The organism is Lysinibacillus sp. NPDC096418, from assembly GCF_044762775.1.
Classification (GTDB): Bacteria; Bacillota; Bacilli; order Bacillales_A; family Planococcaceae; genus Lysinibacillus.
This window is the reverse complement of sequence record NZ_JBIWEY010000002.1, coordinates 317,144-340,135: the sequence shown is the minus strand read 5'-3', so window position 1 is coordinate 340,135 and position 22,992 is coordinate 317,144. Positions and strand designations below refer to the sequence as shown.

Here is a 22,992-nt window from a genome sequence, read left to right as displayed (position 1 = left end):
AATTGCTTAAAGACAGACATAAATTCAGGGAAGAAACGATCAATCCAGCGAATCATTCGATTGTGAAGCGCATTTAAATCTTCTTGGATTTTGGCACGCAAAGTAGCGCCATTACGCAATTCGGCTTCCATGCCTTCAAGAATACGTGGGTAACTAAATCGTCCATCACGCATTAAACGCGCAATGACGAGCGCATCCTTTTGGTCGTTCTTCGTTTGAAGATTGTCATCTAGCTCTTTGGAACGATTCACATGATGAGGATTCACCATGATAAACGGAATCCCATGTGCACAAAGATAAGCAGCGAGATTCATCCAGTAATGGCCGGTAGGCTCAAAACCGACTAACACGTCGCTTTTTTCATGCGTAGCACGCAAAGCCAGTAATCTTTCATAAAAAGCATCGAAACCCGCTCTAGATTGTGCGAAAGGAAACGATTTTTGGAGCACACGCCCACGTTCATCGATAGCGCATGCATAATGTGTACGCTTGGCAATGTCGATACCGATGACGAGCGTTTTTTCAGTGACTTGATTAATCTTTTGGTTCGTATTAGAATTCATAAATGGAGTCCTCCTGTATGATGGTGGGTCAATTTAGGCGTTGACACTCATGCATCATACAAGAGGGCTTTCTCTATTTCAAGCCCCTGAAAATCCTTCTAACAGGAATGCTCCTTATATCTTTTAAATCCAAAAGTATAAAACAGTACAACGTTATTTCAAGTTCACACCTCCTAATCAATCTGGTTTTATGCTCTTACAGAAAAATATTTCGATTGTCTTTAATCCCCTGTAAGTGGAACAATATGCTTGGAATTTTGATAAAATCTATTCCAAATGATTGAACTTATCATTAGCAAACTTTATTTTAAATTTACTAAAATGGACTTTCTTAAAATCTTATATTAATCTTATTGGTTAAAGAAACATCCATATTAGATACAGTCTTTTTTCACTATTTTACCATGTAATCTTCCATTTCTATAGATGTGCCTTCTTCAACTAAACTGCTTCGTTAGTTGAAGTGTAATTCTTTATAAAATCTTAGCAGGTTTAGATAAAAGTCTTTTTTATAAATAAAAGAACTGAGCTTTATTATTCGCTCAGTTCTTTTGCAAACATCCAGTTTTATAAATTTGCAATTATATTATTTTCGTACAGCTTCGAATGTAATGAGTTGGCAATCTTTTGATGGTTGCTTTTTATAAGTATAATCGGCAGAACAAGTAATATCAGAAAAACCAACGCTTTCCAATATAAGTTTGAATTCTTCGATTCCGTACCATCTCATTGCAAACTTCTGTAATTCTGTGTCTACCAGCTTACCTTTTCTCCATTTCTCGTATTTTAAATAAGATAGGGTATATTGGTCGATCCAGTTGATTTCAATTGATTTGCTTTCTAAAGAAATACCTTCTTCGTTAGAAAGAGGAAAGGTTGCAGTAGTAATTTCTCCTGCACGCCAATTGCTAGGTAATTCCAAATCAACTATTACACGTCCTCCTGGTATTAGATGATTATAAAAGCATTTCAGAGCATCTTTAGCATCCGTTAAATTATCAATCAAGCAAAAGGAGCCTGTAGGTATAACGACAGCTTCATAATTTGAATCCAAAGAAAAACTACGTAAGTTACCTTCATATAGCCTCGGATTTAAATTTCTTTCTTTGCATCGTTTTCGACAAGAATCTAACATTTCAGTTGAATAGTCAATACCATCAACAATTAATCCATTTTCAAGTAAGGGAATTAAGAATCGGCCCGATCCGACAGCAGCTTCAAGTATCTTCCCTTTAGTCCCTTTTAATCTTTCAAGATAATATTCAATATCACCGTCAATAGAATATCCCACTGGTTTAGTAAAATCATATACTTCCGTACTTAATGCACCGTAATAACTAAACATTTCATTTCCTCCGATATTAGACGCGGAAGAATTTTAATTGAATTATTAAAACTTCCGCACCTCAAGTTTGTTAGATGTAGATAAAGAGCTGACTATCATATTAAATCACTCACTTTCTATATAATATTGTTACATTATACACTTTTAAGACTCAAACCAGTTATTTTTCAATGTATATTAAGTCCATATATCTTATTCAACTATTCTTCTTTAGTTTAATAAGCCAATGAAAATGTAAATCTTAAATAAGTTTTACTAGCTCTGGATTTAATGCAACAAAATGAACCCGCCAACAATCAGAGTATTCTGTACCAATTTCGTGATTATGTAAGCAAACTCTGTTCATTCCATCACAACCATCCAGACCACAACAGCCATTTAATCTACTCCTATCTGAATGGTGCTTTGAATTGATTAAATCCTTGATGTTTATAATGATAGAACCCTTTATTCGTTCATAATCTGTTTCCTCTTGAATTAAATAAGAGCCTTTAGGAACATAATCTTGACCATCGTTTTTATTTACCAAATTCAAGTCTTTTAGTTCCGATAATGATTCAGAAATTGCTAAGTTACATGCTTTACAAATCAGTTTCAACTGTGTGTTTCCTCCTTCATAAGCTCCCTGTTAGCCGTCCTCACATAAAATCAACGTTACAACTCAGAAAATGAAAGATTATTACATTCTTTCATGGGCGTACAATAGTTTTTTAGATGAAAAATATTATAATTCCACAAAATATAGCTACCCCTACAAATGTGAATAAGTAAAGAAAAGGAGAATTAGCCTTACTAAAAACCACTTCACTTTGAAGTGTCTCTACATTATCCCAGGCACTTGTAAGATCGGGTTTATAGTTTCTTGTTCTTATAAAACTGACTAACATCATACCGATTAAATAGACTATATGTATTGCAATTGAACCAATAATTGCTTGAAAAATCACCTTCATCCGGACACCCCCTTCCTTATATTACCACAATGACCAAATTAGTAATTCGACTAAACTGCTTCGTTACTTTAAGTACATTCTTTCACAATCTAAATAGGGGGGTCCCGTCAGAAAAGTGCGGATTTACAACGTTAAGAAATGAGCAGCGAATTCAAGATTTTATTCACTTGAGCCAGTGCAGTTTCTTTTGAACAGCGTTTAAAACCTTGTTGTATCTAAATTCAAACGATAGTACATAAAAAGGTGTATATGAATAGAACAAAAAAACACTAAAAACATTAATATGACAACGTTTTAAGTATTTTGTTGTGGCCCCAAACTTTTGTTTGGGAACGTTATTTTGTATGTGATCGTATAGCTTAAATAAACGTATCAATCGAACTCGATGTAGGTTTTACTCGCTGATGTGCTTCTGCTTTTAAAGCATTGATTGTTTTTTTACCCGACTTTAGATTGAATGTTTTTAGTGTTCTTTTTTAATCCCGTTGCAACCCCAATCATACAAAAAGTTATTGCAAGAGAAGACCAATCGAAAGTGCCTAACTTAACTAAATCATAAGTAAAAGTGATAATAGCAAGAACTGCGATAGTGTAAAAAAAGTAAAGTAATAATTTCATAAGAAACACCTCATATATAAATATAATCCTACAGATTGTAACATTATTCCTTTTTTGTTTCTATATCAGTCAAAAAATTTCTAAATAAGTTCCAAAAGCGAGATTTGGGGATTTTTTGCTCTTAATGTTGTAATGCCGTATGAACCTCAATAAGAAATTATTTTTTATTTTTAAATTCTAAAAGTATAGGTGCTATATTTAGTAAGATAGAAACAATTGTCAGAAACCATAACGCCCTTTCCATACCAGGGACTACATCCCCTAAAGCTGACCAATCTTCCACTTTTACCCACCGAGATACAAGACTATATTCTGAACACAGTGTTAATGCTGTAAATGATAGTCCTATCGCCATAGCAAGCTTATAATCCTTCCCTACTGTATACATATAAAGATTTATAAAAGTTGCTACGATTGCAATAAGACCTAATATTAACCACATAATTATACCTCCATTATAGTTTTATTTAAGATTAACGTTTGAATGAAACTAATAATCAAAGAAATTTTCGAGAAGTTAAATAATTCCTTTTATTATAGACTGTTTTTATTTTAGTAAGTTCCCAAACCCTCGTTTAGGGACGTTCTTGAAATGCTTAATGCACTAAAGCACCACGTTAGTACAATAACATATAGATTAAAAGGAAAATTATTAGTATCTTCATCACTATTCTCATATAAAAATAAATGGATTTCTTGTCTTTTTTAAAATCTCGTACTTCATTTACAAGTAAACTTATAAATATTAAGATGAATGCGACTTCTGTTAAATTATCATAAGCAAACCCAAGTATGACTAGAAGTAATGCGAGGCTAGCAATAACAATTTGTATCTTATCTAACTTATTTAAAGTTCTTTTCATCGTTTCTCATTTTTACCTTCATTTAAAACAAATTTCACCACAAGTAACCGTTACTTCTTGCACTAACTTGCACCCTTAGTTCAATAAAGAAAAAAAGAGCTGCATATGCAACTCTATGTTCTTCAAGTAAAGCCTCCGTTAGTTGAAAAAGTAACTCAGTTTTGCGTAGGAATCCCAATCTTTATTATCAGTATTTATTTCAATTGTAGGAATGATCGAATTTTCAGCTTGACTCCTATATTCTTGTTGTTGTTCTAATAATAATTCACACGCTAATTTCTTTTCTTCTATGGTTTTCCCTTCCCATTCATTGGGATTTCTACTACTTATTCTTTGCTCTAAATTCTCTGGTGATACAGTTAACAAAGTACATCTTGCTCCCATTTCAAATAACTCGGCTTCTAATTCCTTGATTTCATCTGATATTGAATGAGAAAATGCTACTCGATGATTTAAATGAAACCTTTCCAATATAAAGAATAAGCCTTTTGAACGTTGGGTTTGTCCAATTTCTCTTGACCAATTATTTAACATTTTCAGCATCGTGACTCTTTCTCTTAATACCTGTAAGTGTTCATCTCGACTTAACGACTTTAATTCACCATTTACTTTGTGTAATACTTGCGAATAATGCTCACTGAGAACTATGACACTACGTTCGGCATCATCACTTGTATGAAGTTGTTTCAACGCTTTTAAGACTGATGTTTTTCCAGCATTCGAGTAGCCTTCTAAGATTATTCCTCTAAAATTACTCATTTTTTCCCCCTAAGTAATATTATTTTTATCTAAACAAGGTCAGAAGAATTATTTACGCTTGTTCAACTAAACTGCACCGTTAGTTTCTGTAAGTCTTTAACTATTTTATATTAATTTCAGTAGTCTAAATGCTAAAACCTATGTATTTTTAAAAAATGTAACTTAATATAAATTATACTCATCAATGTACCTTTGACTTAGACATGGGTTCTCAGAGTGAGAAACTCTGCCGTTAGTTTTGGGACATTGTTTTTTAATTCCAGAATCATGTAAAATATAAAGGTGCAGTGACCTTTATGGTGATTCCGACCTTTACTGGATTTGGGCTAGTTTCCTATCCCTCTAATATTGTCGTGAGGCACTCCATACTATTTACGGCACTGCACTTAAATTTATACATAGCTACTTAAATCCTGTTAATTTTCGACAGGATTTTTTTATATTTCGAAAGGAACATTAAAATGGATGTCGTATTTTTAATATTTAATAGACTATATAGAGAACATTTTTAATCTAATATTATTTTAACAGTTGAAACTCTACCGTTGTTTGGAGCTTTGAATAATGACTCTTTAGTTCAATTTAAATAAAGATAACTTCTTAACCCTCTTAGAACCAACGGGTGGACATTATCTTATTTAGTCCAACAAGTGTTATTAAATAAGGGTTTTGATTTGTTTCAGATAGAGAATAAAGCAGTTGGGGAATTCCGTAAAAGTTTAGGAATAAGCGAAAAATCAGATTTGATGGATGTAAAGGTAATGTCATATATGGGATGGCGTAAACAACTACACCCTAATATGCAAGGTGTAACTTTAATAAGACCGCAAACAGTATTACAATCCCTATTTAGAACTGTCATGAGAGATCGTTGGTATCTCAATGTTCAACTTACTCGAAGAAAAAAGCAATCGGTCATTTGTGTCGTGAATTGGCTAATTTAATCTATTCTCTTCTGAAAAAAAACGTTAAATATGATCCAGTCATCCATGCACCCGCTTGCAGCAATAACTTGGCTGACTTTAATAAGTCTAAAGAAGAAATTGAAGCTTTGTTATTAAATTAACAGCGCAGTTTAGTTGAAGAATATCATCTTTTTTTAATTACCTCGAAATAAATGGTATATTATTCGAAACATTACAAACGTAAATGAGGGAGAGAATTTTGGGTAAAATTAATTATTCTATTGTTGATGTTTTTTCACAAGGGAAATATACAGGAAATCAACTTGCTGTTTTTAAAAATGCTGAAAAAATTTCGGAGAATGAAATGCAAAATATTGCCAAGGAAATTAATTTTTCCGAGTCTACTTTTATCTTATCAAGTACGAAAAAAGATAGTGTTTATGACGTTCGTATTTTTACACCTAATGAAGAAATTCCTTTTGCTGGACATCCGACTTTAGGAACTGCATATGTCATTCAAAATGAACTATTAGAGAAACCTTGTGATAGACTCATTTTAAATTATAAAGCTGGACAGATTCCTGTTTCGTTCGATAATCAAGAAGAAGTTCTATGGATGAAACAAAATGAACCAACTTTTGGTCAGGTTTTAGATACAAATAAGGTTTCCGATGTTTTAAATATAGATAAAGAATACATAGATACTAGATTTCCTATCCAAGAAGTTTCAACTGGACTTCCAGTAATTATTGTACCTTTAAAATCTTTAGAAGCAGTAAAAAAAGTAAGTATAGATAGAAAAAAATACTATGAGTTAATTGAACATACTGATGCAAAAGCCATTATGGTTTTTTCTCCTGAAACGTATAGTTCTGAAAATGATTTAAATGTTCGAGACTTTGCAGATTATTATGGTATTCCCGAAGACGCAGCTACTGGAAGTAGTAATGGATGTTTAGCATCTTATTTAGTTAAATACGAATATTTTGAAACAAAGGAAATAAATATTCGTGTAGAACAGGGATATGAAATTAACAGACCTTCTTTATTGTTTTTAAAGGCAAGTGATGATAACGGGAGAATAAACGTTTATGTTGGAGGTAAGGTAGAAAAAATTGCCCAGGGCGAATGGTTTTTATAATAATCTTCTTTCTTCAACTCCCATGAAAGAACGTAATAATCTTTCATTTTCTATGATGTGGCAATGATTTTCTGCGACATGGATGGCTAACGAGGGCTTTTCTTCAATAAGGAGTAGAGCCTTTTTCTACTTCAACTAACTTCGCAGGTTAGTTCCATAAGGATTGATATTTTTTAGAGGTTATTTTTGTCTTAATAGCGAAACAATGATAATGGGATTAATCTCATTGATGGGGGTTAGAAAATGTACATTAAAACAAAAAGGTTATTGATACGTAAATTTGAATTCAAAGATTGGCCAGCTGTATTTGAATATACGTCAGATAGTAATGTTATGAAGTATATACCAGAAGGTGTTTTTACTGAAGTAGATGCAAAAGAGTTTGTAAATAGAAACATTGGTGATAAAACTGAGAAATTTCCTGTCGTATTAATTGATGAGAACATTCTTATTGGACACATTTTCTTCTATAAATATTTTGGTGAACATACATATGAGATTGGATGGGTGTTTAATCCGAAATATTACAATAAAGGGTATGCTTCTGAAGCAGCAAAAGCGATTTTGGAATTTGGTTTTGAAAAAATGAAGTTACATAGGATTATAGCAACTTGTCAACCTCAGAATATTCCATCATACCGAGTTATGGAGAAGATTGGAATGCGAAGGGAAGGCTATTTTAAAAAATGTATTCCGAACGGAAATGAGTGGTGGGATGAGTATTATTACGCTATTTTAGAAGAAGAGTGGAAATGAGCTATAATACATTTTTAAATAATTGCTTTACTTGTTCAACTAACGGAGGGCTTTTCCTCAATAAGGTCACTAATTTTTAGACAATCCCTAAGTCTATTAAAACGAAAAAAGTCCCGATTTTTTTATTAAATGCAGGGATTTTTCTTTGAATGCAATTATAGGAATATAAACTTAAGCGCTACACAACATTTAAGTACATTTCTTCACAATCTTTATAGTGATAGTAGCATAAATATCCAATAAAAAACCATCTCACTTCTGTGAAATATTTGGGGTGGGATGATTTTAATCAACTTTAATACAAATTATCAATCTTTTCTATAAAACTACATCTTATGTGGTATACCAAAAAGGAATATATTATATTGTTTTAATATATTCCTCACCTTCAACTCTTTAGTTATAATTTGAACTTTAGTTTTACATTTTTATCATTCAAAAATAAATCGAAAAAGCTGGCATCTCTTTATAAAATGCTGTAGCATCTTCCACCATAAATCCCTCATGCTCACCTACTGTAGTGTATAATTTTTGCAATTTTAACGGATTAACTCGCTTCAAATATCGGAATAACTCTTTTTCTTTCCACAAAATGAAATGGCTTTATGCCAAATATGTTTGAAAGTCCATGCAATTATTCAAATAACACCAAATAGAATAATATCCTGCTAAAGAATGACCATATAGCAGAATATTATTCGTATTTATTTTCAACGAGAGGCTTGAGCTCTTGAGGACAGAGCTAGTAAACCCCTTTTCCCGATTCTTAATTTGACATATCGAATGATAAAAACTCAGTCAGTTGTCGTTCATGCTTATCGAGCATAATCTGCTCCGCCTTGATGCCCTGCTCACGTAGAACTTCAATGTTTTGCACGAGGAATTGGTCACTGCCGACAACATAAAAGAGCCCATCCTTGTCACCAGCAAGATTTTTCACTTCTTCATAGTAGTCTTTACGATTATCGACGAACTGTGATGTAAACTTCTTATCAGGTGCTGATTTAAAAATATCTGTAAATAAGAAATCTTTTGATGAATCTATGTTTAAGGAATGGATTCGATTGACGTTATCAACACACTTGAAATAATCCAGTACAAGCGGCCTGAAAGTTGCAAGGCCTACACCTGATGACAACAGGTAAATATTTTTTCCTTCTCTTTTCAGCGGTACGTTTGAATGCGTTTTAAATATTGCAACTTCATTGCCTACTTCGAGATTTTTCAAAATCATTTTGAACTCAGAGCATTGCTCTCTGATGCGTGTTGTAATTCCAATCGAATCTTCATGCGGTAAAGTGGAAATTGACATATGGCGAATCAGGCTTCGATTTGGTTTATCTCCGGCATTAAAGCCCTCCAGTGCGAAGTGGGTGTGGGAACCTTCTTCCCATGTAAAGTCTCGCGGACAGTCCAGTAGGTAAGTTCTAACCTCAGGCGTTTCTTCAATAATCTTATTTATTTTAGTCCAATATATTTGCATTATACATCCTCCTCAATTACTCAGATCGATTGAACCGATTTTATAATTTACGAAGCTCAAAAGAATTGATATCAAAAGCTATCTCAATGTTTTCGAATCATTGCATAGCTGTTATGATTTGTGCGAGCTGCAAGTAAATAATATAATTTTCAATTAGGTTTCTTTGGCACAATCATTTTTTGAGATGCTTCTCTTTTTTAAATTTTATGACTAATAAATCGCTATTGGCCCATTAGGACCATGGAGAATTTCTATTTTAGTTTCAAAAATATCTGTCAAAACTTCTGGGTCCATAATCTCTTCTACTGTTCCAAAAGCGGCAATTTGTCCATCTTTCATGGCACAAATTCTATCAGAATATTTGGCTGCAAAATTTATATCATGCAAAACAGTCAGAATTGTTCTTCCAAATTCTTTAGCAGCACGTCTCAAATGCTCCATCATTTGAACAGAACGAGCAATATCAAGATTGTTCAGAGGCTCGTCCAAAAGTACATATTCAGTCTCTTGACACAATACCATTGCAACATATGCCCTTTGCCTTTGACCACCCGAAAGCTCATCTAAATATCTATTTTCTAGATCCGTCAAGTCTAAAAAATCGATATATTTAGAAATAATAACCTCATCCTCTTTCGTTAATCTTCCCTTTGAATAAGGAAAACGTCCAAAACCAACTAGCTGTCTAACAGTAAGCCTCGTTACAAAATGATTTTCTTGTCGCAAAATAGTGACAATTTTCGCCAAATCTTTTGATTTAGATTCAGAAACATCCATATTTGCCACTATAATTTGACCTTCGTCCATATCCAAAAGTCTTCCAATCATCATAAGTGTTGTAGACTTCCCAGCACCATTTGGTCCAATTAAAGAAGTAAAACCTGCTTTTGGTATTTCAATATCCAAAGGTCCTATCTTGACCTTATCCGTATACAACTTTCTAGCATTATCAATCTTTATCATAGAGACCTCTTCCTTAAAATTACAATTAAAAATATTATTCCACCAAACAGTTCGATAATAACTGAAACTACAGCTTGAGAATCAAATACATGATACATTAAAAAATATGCACTCGTTAGTATAAAGAAGCCCATAGCAAGAGCCATTGAAAAAATATATTTGTGGTCATAAGTTGGCGCCGCTTGATAACTCAAAGTTGCAACTAAAAATCCATAGAAAGTAAGTGGTCCAACTAAAGACGTCGAAATTGACATCAAAACGGCAACTAATATAAGGGTATAAATTATACTAGATTGATATTTAACTCCAAAAGAAGTAGAGACATCTTTTCCAAGTGACAATACATTTAATTTCTTAGAATAAGCAAAAATTAATATTGCTATAATTATTACCATTGGAATCACAATTGGAAAATATTCAGCATCCGCATTATTGACAGAACCAAATAATCTTGCTTGTAAAAGATCGAACTCAGACGGCGCAAGAAGTCTTCTCATAAAAGTCGACACAGAATTCAGTCCAGTTCCAATGATAATTCCGACCAAAAGCATAAGTTGTAAATTTCCATACTTTCCAGAGAGTAACCACCCATAAAGTATCAAACTCATCATGACCATAACAGTTACTTGAAATAGAAATGATCCAATACCACTAAAATTGTTCAGTGCACCAGCACCAAAGAAAAACATTGTACTAGTATGAATTGTTGAGTAAAGTGATTCAAAACCTAAAAGAGAAGGAGTTATAATCCTATTATTCGTTATCGATTGAAAAGCAACGGTCGACAAACTGTGACAAATTGCAACAATAAGCATTGCAACAAGAGCCTCTATCCTTCTCATAACAACTGGGATAAAAGAAGGCGAATCTACTGGAACTGGATTGTTATAAACTAAAAGTCCGTACGAAGAAAGAACACCTAAAACAATCAATGTTATTAGCACAATCCAATAACGTTTTTCATCTTTCTTAGAACGAAAAGCTCTAGCTAATCTATTTTCATTATGAAGGCTAGAATTGATTTCGACATTTTCTTTATTTCTATATTCCAATGCGTTCATCTTAGCCTCCTTGGTTTTCTTTGTCTCAATAAAATAGTAATAAATACGACTGCCCCCACCGTTCCAAGTATTAAAGAGACAGGCACTTCAAAAGGCATAATAATTATTCGAGAAATTATGTCACAAAGAGTAATAGTACCCATTCCTATCACACATACCCAAGGCAAGTTACTTCTGAGATTATCTCCTCTAAACATCGAAACAATATTTGGGACAATTAAACCTAAAAAAGGTAAGTTTCCAATAACAGCTGCAACAATTCCAACTGCAACAGCAATAAGACCATTAGCAAGAAGAAGTAGCATATTATAATTTACTCCAAGGCTTGTTGCAACATCTTCCCCTAGTCCAGCTAAAGTCAATCTATTAGCATAAATAAAAATAAGAATAGTAACTATAACAATTATCCATAAATATTCATATCTTCCAACTTGAACAGCCGCAAAAGAGCCTACAAACCAACTTTCAATAATTTGCGTCATTTGAAAAAAGAGCCCCATAAAAGTGGAAACTGCAGAAATGACTGCACCAAGCATCAGTCCAATGATTGGAACAATTAAAGACGAACGAAGTTTAACTCTCCTTAAAAACAAAAAGAAAATCATAGTTCCTATAAAAGAAAAAATGATTGCACCAGTCATTCTAAGTACTAAAGTGGGCGCAGGAAATAATAAATAAACAACAAGGAGTCCCAAGCCTGCCCATTCAATCGTTCCTGTTGTGGTAGGTTCAACAAAACGATTCTGTGTAATAAGTTGCATTACGAGTCCTGCCATTGCCATGGCAGCTCCGGTAAGCATCAGTGCAACTGTTCTTGGAACACGAGTTATGAAAAACATTTCCATTCCATCTTCTTGTCCACGTATATCATAAACTCCAGTAAACAGTGATATAGTCCCTAAAATAATAACAACTATAATTGCTAGTATAAAAGGTTTTGTCCATATTTTATTGTGGTTATAGAACTGGGGTTGAGAATAATTCTCAACCCCGGTAATAACAGTTTTCGGCACTATGTTATACTCCTTTACACTACTTAGCTAAAGATTTAGCGATGTTTTCAAATATCTCTATAAAAGTTTGCAGTGATTCATTTGTGTAAGTGTCATTTGGTGCATAAATGATTTTCCCTTCAGAAACTGCCTTTGTGTTTTGAAGAGCAGGTGAATTATCAACTACATCCTGAGCAGGAACTTTCTCTTCTGTAGAATTTATTGAAGCATCACGATCTAGTACTAAAAGCCAATCAGGATTACTTTGTGCAATAGCTTCAACAGAAACTTCATCACCTTGGTGATTTGAAGAAGAATCATTAACTTCTAATGCCGGTTTCCATCCAAAAATGTCATACATTGGTCCCCAGACACGTCCAGAGTGAGGAGCTGAAAAGCCAATATCTCCTCCAGAAACTATTATACTCATGATTTTATCTTTTCCATTATATGCAGACTTAGTATTTTCGATAGCTTGATCAAAATCAGCTGTCAATTTTTTAGCCTCTTCATTTTTATCAAAAATTTGTCCCAAACTAATTGTAGCACCTTTAAGTCCATTTACTAAATTTTCTCCAGGTGCACCAGCTTCCTCAGAAACATCAAAACTAAGATCAATAACAGCTGCATTTGGTACTAATTTTTTTATATCTTCATAATAGCTAGAAAACCTTTGACCAACAATTACAAGTTCAGGGTTTACAGCTGCTATAATTTCAAGTTTTGGTTCACCATGGTTTCCAATATCCTGAACTTTTTCATCAGCTACATATGGTGAATCCGCAGGCATTACACCCTTTGGAACAGCCGCTAACTCAATATCCCAATTTGCTAAAGTTTCAAACGTCCTATTATCCAAAGCAACTACATTCTTAGGATTTACAGGAACCGTAACTGTTCCATGAGCATCAGTGATTTCAACTGTTGTAACCTCTGCAGTTTCTTTTTCTTTCTCCTTAGGTTCAGTTTTAGCAGATTCATTACTTGTATTTGAACAAGCTGCCAACACCAAAACAAACATTGCCATAATGACAGTTAATCTAAACTTTCTCATTTCTAATACCTCTTTCCTTATGTGTAAACAATATTGATAAACAGATAATTGAGTTGATAAAATTAATATCTATGTTATATTTTTACGCTTGATTTAAATAATAAGTATTTCTTTTTCACATAGTGCACAGCGTCAACACAAACAATTGATAATGATTATCAATTTCAATATCTTGTTTAAGTATAACAATACAGGAAAAAATATCAACACCTAATTATTTACCCAACTATAAAATCTCACTAATACACTTATGTTTAATTCACAATTATCACAATACATCTTCATCATAATGTGATAATAAAGGTTACTTTGCTATAGAAAAAATCCCATTTGAGAAATGCTTTGATACACGTAATCGTCTAACACATAGCCTTTTATGATACGGACTAAATCTAATAAATTGATATACAGAATAAATGCTTCAACAGTTTATTCGTCTTTTGAAGAGTTCCGTTTAACGATCTAGTTGAAATCGTACAAGTGCTTATATCACTTTCCTACTTCTATAAGGTCAACCAGCGTGAAATCTGGTTGACTATTTTTTTCAATTTATAGATTGATAGTAGCCGGGGTAGAACGTGCCTGCTCGTAGGGCTAGAACCCGACAACTAAACAGTCGCCCTCTACTTGTTAACACATGATTAGGCTAGTTGGGACATTGTGATCCCGTATAACAAGCTAGATAGAGGTTACCGGTCAATCCATTACCTAAGGAGGAGATAATTTATGAATCCAGTTGTTGGCCTGGATATCGCAAAAGGTGAAAGTCATGTTCAAATGCTTTTGGATAAAAAAATGCCCTATAAAAACAGTGTAAAAGTGAATCATACGGTGGAAGTATTGGAAGAGGTACATGCTTATTTACTAGATTTAGAGCTGCAAACAGGGATGAAACCACCTATTGTTTTAGAAGCGACAGGTCACTATCAAGATGGATAAAAAGAAGATTTACCCCATACGTATCGCAAGTTTAGAGCGGCACAGGCAAGTTAAAAACCGAGTGATTGCGAGGTTTACCTCGGTGTCGGTAGTTTTATGGAGTTCCTAATTTTCTAGGTCAAGTTTTTAATAGCGGTTTTAGTACGACTTGACATGATAGTAATTCGACGAAACGGTTGTCTCCGGCGAGTTACTGCGCTGGCTGTTCATTGAGTAATTTTGTCGACAATCTGGCAGCCTTCACGTGATGCCCTCTTTAATAATATCGGTTCTTCAAGAAATAGAAAAAGCTCGCCCGATTGAAAATTCATGATGGCGAGCCCTTCCATATTGTTGATTTCAAAATCTCCCGTACTCTTACTTCTATCTTCCTCACGATAAGGATTCACATAGAAAATATAATTATCTATATTTGATGATTCATCTATGATTAAATTTTCCCTTATCTTCCAGTTTATTCAAAACTAATATTGTTGCTTTGAATTAAAGTTTGATCTAAATGGATTCTTTATCAGCAGATCTTAGTTTCCTTTTCACAAAAAAGTTTGATCATTTCGTAATGGTGTTGCTCAACTATCGTGCCCGATTGTGGAACAAGTACCCATATGGAAATATAGACGTACCTACAATAGATGATTAAGCTATCTATATATTAGGGTGAAAACTTATCTACTCTGGGTTTGAAAATAATTGTAATTAAACCAATTATAGAAAACTTCTTTTCGTCGTGCTTTTTGAGGAGTTGTGCTATATTCAAAGTGTAAGGAGTGAGTTGATGAAAAAGTTTTTAACAATTACCGCAATAATTCTTGTTTTACTCGGAGCAGCTGGCTATGCTGTGTGGCATTTTGGGACAAATATCGCTTCCGAAAAAATAGTCGAAAAAGTGGAATCTACTTTAGATGACGAAAATCTAGAAGAAGTAAAATCCTATATCGAGAACGATTCGAAGGTTCAAGAAATTGTAAGCGAGGCAGCAACTATAAATCCGGATACTCTTCCCTTCCAGACTAAGGAAGAAGCGACACGAGTGTTAATAAAAAAAGTGGGCGTTAATCGTTTACTTGATATTCAAGAACAAGTGCAAAACGGTTCAATTAGTAAGGATGAAGTATTATCCGAAATTGAAGGTAAACTGTCTGAAGATGAAATCTCTGCTTTAAAATATGTTCTATATAAGGAATTGAACAAATAAAACTAGCCATTTAAAACTTTAAATAAAAAAAACATAGAGGCTGAGATTCACATAAGGATTTTCAACACAGCTATTTTTTATTTACTTACACTAACTCCAACCACTCGACGGCCTCACAATGTGTCGAGTGTATGTGGCAACACATTGGTGCTGGTGGGTTTAATTATATAGGCTCGATTCCTATTTAGAAGAATCGAGTCCTTTTTTTCTTATCATTCTTCTACCGTTGCTTTATTAAACTAAAGCGCCCTTTAATTGAATAATTCCTCTTAATAATAAATCCTTTTGATTAAATGATGCTAAGAACATAATTATGAAATGCATGTAGTAAGATGACAGTCCATAATGACCCCGTCTTTTTAAAAACAAATCCAAAAAGTAAGCCGATAAGAAAAACGTAAATATGAGAACCAAATTGAAAAATGATATCATTGTATATCCAAATTGGATAATGTATGACTAAAAATAATAAAGCCGTCATTATATTCGCCTTCCAAAAAGCTAATTTTTTATTGAACTCTTGTAAAATTAATCCTCTAAATACAATCTCTTCAGCAAGCCCCGCCATTAGAACAGTATTTAGATAGTCATCAAAAGACAATGAAAAATGAAAAGAAACACCATTAAAGAGGAATGCTTCTAAAATTAAACCGGCTCCTAACAGTAGCGAAAGAAGAATTCCCCAAAACACACCTTCCTTCACATTAACATTCATTTTCAGATGGCTGATTGGATCTGAATGTAAATGGATTTTTATATAAATCCACACTGGAACAATCCAAATGAGACTCTTAACCAACGCCTCTAATAGAGGGGATATTATTTCACCGAATGAATATATGTATTCGATTAACCATAATTCTTTAATGGTCCACGCTAAGTAAAAAAAGACTAGAAAGCCTATAATTATATTGACATCATTATTTTTTTCTTTGAATGCGGCACTCAAGTATGCCCACCTCTTTCACGTTTTATCTTTAATACGATTGAAGTTAAAGTAGTACCTGATGTTTTTCGTGTAAAATTATCCATGCGATTAATCTAAATACAGTTACAGAAAATTCAGTTTCATTTACTACGTTAAACTTTTTAATGCGACGCTAGTGATTTGTTTCTGAAATAAATCTATGTTATTTCGTCCAATTAGAAAATGATAAATATGATTACTTTTAATTATTGGCATATCATCATCAATATTCAGGTATGACTTTTCCATAGAAATCAACAATTTAGAGCGGAATTGATTTATGTAAATTTTCATACCAAGCCTTTTTGATATAATATTGCATATGCATTCATTTGTTGTTTAAGCTTAAAATATACCCTCATCTTTCCATACTCAAGGCTATGGCCCACTACAATCTAAACTGTCCTATAACCATTTGAAAGCCCTCTAGTTAATCCATAAAATGTCTTTCAGGAATCTTTACATAAAACAAATTACGTAATTATACTGAAGAATTTACAACAAAACCTTCAGTATTATTGCACTTTATTAATAGAATCAAGTCTATACCAACTTAACGAACATTACGATATAAAAACAACCAAGAAGAAATAATTAGAAATAATACTACCCAAGAAAATTGAACCGATAGCCCCGACCATCTATCCAATAAGGTATTTACCGCAGGTATTGAAAAAAGATTCAATGTAGCAAGAGTCGGTAAAAATTTTGCCCACTGAGAAAGTGAAAACAACATTTGGCTAAGTCCCAAAATAAGCGGAAACATGATAGCGATAGGTGCTATAAGCGATTTTGTCATAATAGATAAGGCTGAGGTAATCCAAGCTAATTGAATCCAACTAAGTATGCCAAGAGAAATACTTCCAAGTGACCGTATCATGAAAGTACCTGTCCATTCCATATCATGTTGAAAAAAAAGAACAAGTAAGCTAAGTACACTTGAAAATAATCCTGTAAATACTGTAATTATAGTAATATTCACAAATTTCACATATAATAATTTTATTCTTGATGGTTGTGTAAGAAGTGTTGTTCTTAGAGCAGAGTGCGAATATTCTTGACCAAAATAAGCTGCACTGGCAACAATAATTCCTAATTGACCTAAATAGAGAGCTTGCAAGCAAAGAGAAAGTATCTCCTTCTCTCTCCCTATCTTTGGTGTATCGGATGTTAATAAGAAGAGTAAGGGAACGATAATAGCTCCGATTACACCTAAAATACACCAACCAAAAGTAAAAAATTTTATTTTCTCACTACGGAGCACAGCGTACATTAATATTTTCCTCCTACATCTCTACGAATAAAAGTGTAATAAGATGTAACTAAAGCTAACATCACCCATATCAGTAGTACGATACCGCCTTTTAGTGGTTCATGTTCAAGAGGGTCTGTTGGTGTTGCAAAGAGAAGATTACCTGCTGCCACCGGGAGATACTCCCCCCATTCCCACCTTCGTGCTAAATAAGTTCCAAGATTGAAAACCTGAGGAACTAAGAAAATTAAAGGTACAATGGCATTTCTAAAGAGCATTCCGATGCCAAAAGAGAGTAAAGTCAGTAAAATCCAATCGAGTGCTGAAAAGCCAATAAACTGCCAAGCTATTGAACTTAAATAAAGTGGATGTAATCCTAGTTCTCCCAAGCTGAAATGCATAGTAGAAATGGTAGCATAAATGGATAAAAAAGATACAAATGTACTGCATATCAATAGTGCAAGCACTTTTGCTAAAAACACCTGCATACGACTACTTTGACATAGTAAAGTTGTACGTAATTCGTGATGTTTATATTCACTTGCCCCTATCATCCCTCCAAAGACAACCATCGGTAGTAAACCAAATAATACGACTTCTAATCCAATATAATCCAAAGGGGGGATAGCTTCTACTAAGATATCAGGGTGAGTTTCTGGTGTCGCGTCTAAACCAATCTGTACATAGCTTTTGGCTACAATTATTGCAAATATTGGTTGAAGAACGACTACTAAAGCAGCAATTACCCACCACACTCTTCTTGAACAAATCTTTATCAGTTCAGATTGTATGGTTCTATGAAAGATTTTCATTTATTTGACTCACCTTCTTCTGTAAGAGAGAAAAACACATCTTCCAATGATTCCAGATTCTTCATAACATAACGAAGCTCACCCTGTGCTATTATTTTTCCACGATTAATAATGACTACATCATCCGCCACAGCTTCCACTTCAGTTAGAATATGTGAGGACAACAGAACTGTTTTTCCTAAGTCTCTTTGCTGACGAATAAATTTCCTAAACCAGCGAATACCTGTTGGATCAAGTCCATTGGTTGGTTCATCCAGGACGAGGTATTGTGGGTCTCCCAGCATGGCGGCTGCAAGTCCAAGACGTTGCCCTTCACCCAACGATAAAGTTCCCAGCCTAGCTTTGCCTTTATCTGATAATCCGACTATTTTCAATACTTCGGACACACGACGGGAAGAAATGTTGTTGCTTTGTGCTATGATTTTCAGATGGGTTTCTACCCTTCTAGAAGGAGTACCTCCTATACCATCAAATGCTGCTCCTACCACTTTCAATGGAGTATCGAATGTTATATAGTTACTTCCGCCAAAAGTTGCCGTTCCTGTTGAACGATCAAGTCCTAACAAAATACGAAGAGTTGAGCTTTTTCCTGCACCATTTGGTCCAAGGAAAGCTGTGATTCTCCCTTGTTTCGCTTCAAAAGACACATCTTTTAATATATCCTTTTCTCCATGTCGCTTACATAATTGTGATATAACAATATTGTTTGTTGTATTCGTCAATATAAATATCTCCTTTGAAATAAATTAGTATTGATTAACAGAATTTCAGTTTCTGAATTAAACAAATAGGAACTTAACATCGTTAATGATTTCAGATAACTAAAATGATTTGTTTTAATAATAATCTATTTTCAAACTATTTTTCTTTCGTGTAACAAACTGCAAGTTATATGTAATTTTTGACATTATTTCTATTCTAGTCTAATGATTGGATTTAGAGAGTAGGATTTTTTCTAATATAAGATGGTTGTAGAATGGTAGAAGTGGCTAAGCATTTAAACTAATTTACAAATTCTTCTTGAATGGTGATAAACTATAAAAATAACAAGCATTTTCAGAATGTCTCAGGTTTCTGTCTAGGACAAATATAGTTAGAATTGAGGAGTGAAACGATGGTAATAAAAGTTGCGATTTGTGATGATGTTCCTGTTATTACAAAAGCTATCGAAGATTTAATGTTAGAATATGACTCCTCATTATTTGAAATTGATATATACTATAATCCATTTCGATTAATTGAATCACTTAAAGAAAATACATATGATATGTATTTTTTAGATATTGAGTTTCCCAATCTATCAGGAATAGAGATTGCCGAGACCATTAGAGAGAATAATTATACTTGTCCGATTATCTTTATTACTAGTTTCAAAGAATATATGGAAAAAGTTTTTAAGGTTAACACGTTTGATTACATCCTAAAACCAGTAACAAAAAACAAAGTATATCCTGCCTTGAATCGGGCGATCAAATATTTAGATTTAAATGAATCAAAATTTATGTTTACTTATAACAAAGCTTTTTACAGTCTTTCTTCTAGTGAAATTGTTTACTTTGAAAAAAATAGAAGGAAAGTACTTATTCACACACCTTCTGATATATATGAAACAATTCTTGCAACAAGAGACCTTTTATCCAAAGTTAATGATAATTTTATACAGGTTCACTCCTCGTATATTGTTAATGTTAGATATGTAAAACAAATTAGAAATAATACTATTATTGTTAATTTAAATGATAAACAAACTGTTGACATACCAATAAGTCGCAAATTTAAGGATAATGCAAAAAAACAAATTTTGATGAAGTTAAGAGACATAATATAATGAATGGAAACTATCGTTTTATTATTCAACTTTAACTATTTTCCATCTATTCTTATCAATATCATCTTCATTACATTATAGTTTTTTAAGGTTAGCAAAGTGACTCAAATCCAATTTGAAAGTATTTCTTTTTGAAAACTTATTTACTATTTATGTTTTTAGTTGTTGATTCGTTCTTTATATATTACGATTAAAAATTTATGATTCAAATTTTCTCTTTGTGGCTGGGGGGAGAGGTATGGCTTTAATTTTAATGCTACAGGCTGTAGCTTTTTTAATAATTATCGTTCTTCAAATGTACAAATTAAAGGGTCCTATAAATATTTTTACCCTAATGATAACATTTTCTATACCAGTGATATCGCTATTTCTGTTAAGTACTGCCGTATTACCTGAAAATCAAATTATTGATCAACCTAATTTTATTTTTAAATTGATTGCTACTTGTATTATTTATATGAATTTATGCATACTATATCTTTATATAACACTCGGAAAATATTATGAAAAGCTTGAAAAAACTAAAACGCAAAAGAAGGTATTTGAATCAGAATTAAAATTTTTCAAACAACTAAAGGATTCACAATCTAAACTATATTCAATGAAGCATGACTTGAAAAATCAATACGTGGTTCTAATGGGGATGTTAAGTCAAGGAGATACTACTGGAGCTGAAAAATATCTTCAAAATTCGATACAGAAAATCGAACACATTGATTATTATTTTACAAATAACTATGTGCTAAATTATCTTCTGAATGAAAAAATATCTATTGCTGAAAGCAATGGAATAACTTTAAACGTTAAATCTTTCTTTCCTGAAAAGATTAAATTAGATACTGATATTTTTGCAGTTGTGCTAGGAAATTTAATAGATAATTCTATAAACGCAGTCTTACGTTTATCTAATTCTAAAGAAAAAGAGATTTCACTTATTATCAAACAATTTGATAATAACCTACTTATAGAAATTTCAAATGTATTTGATACTTCGGAGCTTCAAACTCGAAAGAATAGACGATTCGAGGGAATAGGAATTAAAAATGTGAAAAGAATAGTAGAAGAGCATGATGGAATTTATAATCAATGGATACAAGATAATCAGTATATCGTAAGTATACTTTTACTCAATGTATATGAAAAAGAAGATGAATGTAACAGCTAAAATAGAATCAGCAGAAACTGTTTGAATCGAATGAACACTTTTCGTCAAAATTCTCCAAATCTTATAAATAGCGCTTGCTAGTTATGAAAAACCGGAGTTTTGTACTTCCATCATTTCAATAAAAGTAAAGAGTTCCACTTTTTTATCTACGATAAGCTACTGGAGTAACTCATGAATAAAGATGAAAAATAAGCTACAAACGTTTTTTTATAGATAGAAGAAACCCACTCATTTTGAAAAAAAGATTAGTCAAAATGAGTGGGTTTAATTTTATAAAAATGTTTGATTATTTTCTACCTGTGTTATTCAAAAATCGTGCCCGATTGCAGAAAATTAAGATTAGTTTATCAATAAATCGTTTGTGTCAAGGAAAGAATGATCTTTTTCAATTCTCATTCTAAAATGGTTCATTATTCTTATCTGTTCTTCAGTTAACCTTTCTTTATTCCAGTACATATGCATCAAGCTATACTCAAAGACTTCTTTTAGTTTTATAAATAAAGGGAGTTTATCTAACATTTCATTTGGGAAATCGTTTTCCTCTTGGTATCCCTCGATGATTGCTTTTGTAATACCTCTTCCATATTCAATGATGTTCCCACCACCGACAAAAGAATACTCTATCGCACTATATATGGGAACAGCTAAATCAAAGATATAAAAATTCTTCTCACAATCTTGAAAATCAACCATTGACAGTTTTAAATCACGATCTACCAATATATTCTCTAACCATAAGTCGCCGTGTAACAATCCATAATTGGAAGTTTCTTTTGGCATGTTTTTAATCGTTGTTAAAATTTCTTGTGCAACATCTCTAATTGTAGTCTCTTCCTCAGGAATATATTTTAAGAAAGCGTATTCCTCATTTTGATACCAATCATTTATATATCTAGTCGGATTTATCTCTTCAAATTTTCTAGAAAGGCGATGTAATTTACCTATTTGCATTCCTAACTTTTATAATACATATGCATTCCATTGATTTCTTGATAAGTGATTACCAGCAGCAGATTCATAAAGAACAGTTAATACTTCCTTGTTATTAAAGGATATCTTTTCTACCACTTTACTATTTATTGAAACTATTGCAGGTGATACACCTAGCCCTTCTTTATGCAAGTAGTTTGTATATGTAACCTCTTCTAATTGTTCATCATAAGCTTTGTAGTTTGTAATTCTTGCAAAGTATTCACCTTGTTTTGCGGTACACCGAAACATTTCATTTGTTACTGCTTCAACTTTTATAAAATCCACTGGATATATTCCGTTGAGCAATTCTAGTATTTTTTGTTCCAAAAATAGCTATCTCCCGTCTAAATAAGTACATTATTTTTAAACCAATTTTTCGTTTTTACTTCTCTAAGGATTTAAGTTA

24 protein-coding genes and 2 pseudogenes are annotated in these 22,992 nt (G+C 32.8%); 7 read left to right on the top strand and 19 right to left on the bottom strand.

What is annotated here, in order from left to right:
- The 7 genes from ACIQZG_RS04230 to ACIQZG_RS04200 form a co-directional block, all read right to left on the bottom strand.
- Positions 1-563: IS110 family transposase (locus ACIQZG_RS04230; protein WP_402753912.1), on the bottom strand; the 563-nt coding region annotated here is incomplete at its 3' end.
- 586 nt (positions 564-1,149) lie between these two features.
- Positions 1,150-1,908, bottom strand: coding sequence for a class I SAM-dependent methyltransferase (locus ACIQZG_RS04225; protein WP_402753911.1), 759 nt, complete (start codon positions 1,906-1,908; stop codon positions 1,150-1,152).
- A 241-nt stretch (positions 1,909-2,149) separates the two neighbouring features.
- The gene (locus tag ACIQZG_RS04220) at positions 2,150-2,506 is read right to left on the bottom strand and encodes a hypothetical protein (RefSeq protein ID WP_402753910.1); all 357 of its coding nucleotides are present in this window, start codon (positions 2,504-2,506) and stop codon (positions 2,150-2,152) included.
- 112 nt (positions 2,507-2,618) lie between these two features.
- Positions 2,619-2,861, bottom strand: coding sequence for a hypothetical protein (locus ACIQZG_RS04215; RefSeq protein WP_402753909.1), 243 nt, complete (start codon positions 2,859-2,861; stop codon positions 2,619-2,621).
- A 438-nt stretch (positions 2,862-3,299) separates the two neighbouring features.
- Entirely contained in the window at positions 3,300-3,479 is a 180-nt protein-coding gene (locus ACIQZG_RS04210; RefSeq protein ID WP_283871626.1) for a hypothetical protein, read from the bottom strand.
- Positions 3,480-3,636: 157 nt separating this feature from the next.
- Entirely contained in the window at positions 3,637-3,921 is a 285-nt protein-coding gene (locus ACIQZG_RS04205) for a hypothetical protein (protein ID WP_402753908.1), read from the bottom strand.
- Positions 3,922-4,480: 559 nt separating this feature from the next.
- On the bottom strand, positions 4,481-5,101 hold the full coding sequence (locus ACIQZG_RS04200; RefSeq protein WP_402753907.1) for a hypothetical protein: 621 nt from the start codon (positions 5,099-5,101) through the stop codon (positions 4,481-4,483).
- A 582-nt stretch (positions 5,102-5,683) separates the two neighbouring features.
- Between ACIQZG_RS04200 and ACIQZG_RS04195 the strand changes: the two are divergent.
- From ACIQZG_RS04195 to ACIQZG_RS04185, 3 genes and pseudogenes are all read left to right on the top strand, one after another.
- Positions 5,684-6,012, top strand: a pseudogene (locus tag ACIQZG_RS04195) (IS110 family transposase); the annotation flags it as partial.
- A gap of 253 nt (positions 6,013-6,265) precedes the next feature.
- Positions 6,266-7,147 (top strand): PhzF family phenazine biosynthesis protein, encoded by an 882-nt coding sequence (locus ACIQZG_RS04190; RefSeq protein ID WP_402753906.1) that lies wholly within the window; start codon positions 6,266-6,268, stop codon positions 7,145-7,147.
- Positions 7,148-7,390: 243 nt separating this feature from the next.
- The gene (locus tag ACIQZG_RS04185; RefSeq protein WP_402753905.1) at positions 7,391-7,903 is read left to right on the top strand and encodes a GNAT family N-acetyltransferase; all 513 of its coding nucleotides are present in this window, start codon (positions 7,391-7,393) and stop codon (positions 7,901-7,903) included.
- Positions 7,904-8,338: 435 nt separating this feature from the next.
- On the opposite strand, the gene ACIQZG_RS04180 is transcribed toward ACIQZG_RS04185, so the two are convergent.
- From ACIQZG_RS04180 to ACIQZG_RS04155, 6 genes are all read right to left on the bottom strand, one after another.
- Positions 8,339-8,464 carry a hypothetical protein gene (locus tag ACIQZG_RS04180; RefSeq protein ID WP_402753904.1) on the bottom strand — a complete coding sequence of 42 codons (126 nt, stop codon included), beginning with the start codon at positions 8,462-8,464 and terminating at the stop codon, positions 8,339-8,341.
- A 205-nt stretch (positions 8,465-8,669) separates the two neighbouring features.
- Entirely contained in the window at positions 8,670-9,386 is a 717-nt protein-coding gene (locus ACIQZG_RS04175) for a dihydropteridine reductase (RefSeq protein WP_402753903.1), read from the bottom strand.
- A gap of 210 nt (positions 9,387-9,596) precedes the next feature.
- Entirely contained in the window at positions 9,597-10,349 is a 753-nt protein-coding gene (locus ACIQZG_RS04170; RefSeq protein ID WP_402753902.1) for an iron ABC transporter ATP-binding protein, read from the bottom strand.
- Positions 10,346-11,410 (bottom strand): iron chelate uptake ABC transporter family permease subunit, encoded by a 1,065-nt coding sequence (locus tag ACIQZG_RS04165; protein ID WP_402753901.1) that lies wholly within the window; start codon positions 11,408-11,410, stop codon positions 10,346-10,348. The genes ACIQZG_RS04170 and ACIQZG_RS04165 overlap by 4 nt, the downstream gene beginning before the upstream one ends.
- Positions 11,407-12,423, bottom strand: coding sequence for an ABC transporter permease (locus ACIQZG_RS04160; protein ID WP_402753900.1), 1,017 nt, complete (start codon positions 12,421-12,423; stop codon positions 11,407-11,409). The genes ACIQZG_RS04165 and ACIQZG_RS04160 overlap by 4 nt, the downstream gene beginning before the upstream one ends.
- Positions 12,424-12,442: 19 nt before the next feature.
- Positions 12,443-13,456 (bottom strand): siderophore ABC transporter substrate-binding protein, encoded by a 1,014-nt coding sequence (locus ACIQZG_RS04155; protein ID WP_402753899.1) that lies wholly within the window; start codon positions 13,454-13,456, stop codon positions 12,443-12,445.
- Between the two features lie 726 nt (positions 13,457-14,182).
- Here ACIQZG_RS04155 and ACIQZG_RS04150 point away from each other — a divergent pair.
- Positions 14,183-14,395, top strand: a complete 213-nt coding sequence (locus ACIQZG_RS04150; RefSeq protein ID WP_402753919.1) for a hypothetical protein — start codon at positions 14,183-14,185, stop codon at positions 14,393-14,395.
- A 206-nt stretch (positions 14,396-14,601) separates the two neighbouring features.
- Here ACIQZG_RS04150 and ACIQZG_RS04145 read toward each other — a convergent pair whose 3' ends face one another.
- Positions 14,602-14,784 carry a hypothetical protein gene (locus ACIQZG_RS04145; RefSeq protein WP_402753898.1) on the bottom strand — a complete coding sequence of 61 codons (183 nt, stop codon included), beginning with the start codon at positions 14,782-14,784 and terminating at the stop codon, positions 14,602-14,604.
- 386 nt (positions 14,785-15,170) lie between these two features.
- Between ACIQZG_RS04145 and ACIQZG_RS04140 the strand changes: the two genes are divergently transcribed.
- Complete coding sequence (locus tag ACIQZG_RS04140; RefSeq protein WP_402753897.1) at positions 15,171-15,590, top strand: hypothetical protein; 420 nt, start codon at positions 15,171-15,173, stop codon at positions 15,588-15,590.
- Positions 15,591-15,879: 289 nt separating this feature from the next.
- Here ACIQZG_RS04140 and ACIQZG_RS04135 read toward each other — a convergent pair whose 3' ends face one another.
- The 4 genes from ACIQZG_RS04135 to ACIQZG_RS04120 form a co-directional block, all read right to left on the bottom strand.
- Entirely contained in the window at positions 15,880-16,539 is a 660-nt protein-coding gene (locus ACIQZG_RS04135; protein ID WP_402753896.1) for a CPBP family intramembrane glutamic endopeptidase, read from the bottom strand.
- 571 nt (positions 16,540-17,110) lie between these two features.
- Positions 17,111-17,830, bottom strand: a complete 720-nt coding sequence (locus tag ACIQZG_RS04130) for an ABC transporter permease (protein ID WP_402753895.1) — start codon at positions 17,828-17,830, stop codon at positions 17,111-17,113.
- Entirely contained in the window at positions 17,830-18,621 is a 792-nt protein-coding gene (locus tag ACIQZG_RS04125) for an ABC transporter permease (RefSeq protein WP_402753894.1), read from the bottom strand. The genes ACIQZG_RS04130 and ACIQZG_RS04125 overlap by 1 nt, the downstream gene beginning before the upstream one ends.
- Positions 18,618-19,343, bottom strand: coding sequence for an ABC transporter ATP-binding protein (locus tag ACIQZG_RS04120; RefSeq protein WP_402753893.1), 726 nt, complete (start codon positions 19,341-19,343; stop codon positions 18,618-18,620). Before ACIQZG_RS04120 ends, ACIQZG_RS04125 begins: the two co-directional genes overlap by 4 nt.
- A 392-nt stretch (positions 19,344-19,735) precedes the next feature.
- On the opposite strand from ACIQZG_RS04120, the gene ACIQZG_RS04115 reads away from it, so the two are divergent.
- Both ACIQZG_RS04115 and ACIQZG_RS04110 read left to right on the top strand, forming a co-directional pair.
- Positions 19,736-20,449, top strand: a complete 714-nt coding sequence (locus ACIQZG_RS04115; RefSeq protein ID WP_402753892.1) for a LytR/AlgR family response regulator transcription factor — start codon at positions 19,736-19,738, stop codon at positions 20,447-20,449.
- A gap of 238 nt (positions 20,450-20,687) precedes the next feature.
- The gene (locus ACIQZG_RS04110; RefSeq protein ID WP_402753891.1) at positions 20,688-21,614 is read left to right on the top strand and encodes a sensor histidine kinase; all 927 of its coding nucleotides are present in this window, start codon (positions 20,688-20,690) and stop codon (positions 21,612-21,614) included.
- A gap of 339 nt (positions 21,615-21,953) precedes the next feature.
- Here the strand turns inward: ACIQZG_RS04110 and ACIQZG_RS04105 are convergent.
- Positions 21,954-22,913 (bottom strand): annotated as a pseudogene (locus tag ACIQZG_RS04105) (phosphotransferase enzyme family protein).
- Between the last annotated feature and the right edge of the window lie 79 nt (positions 22,914-22,992).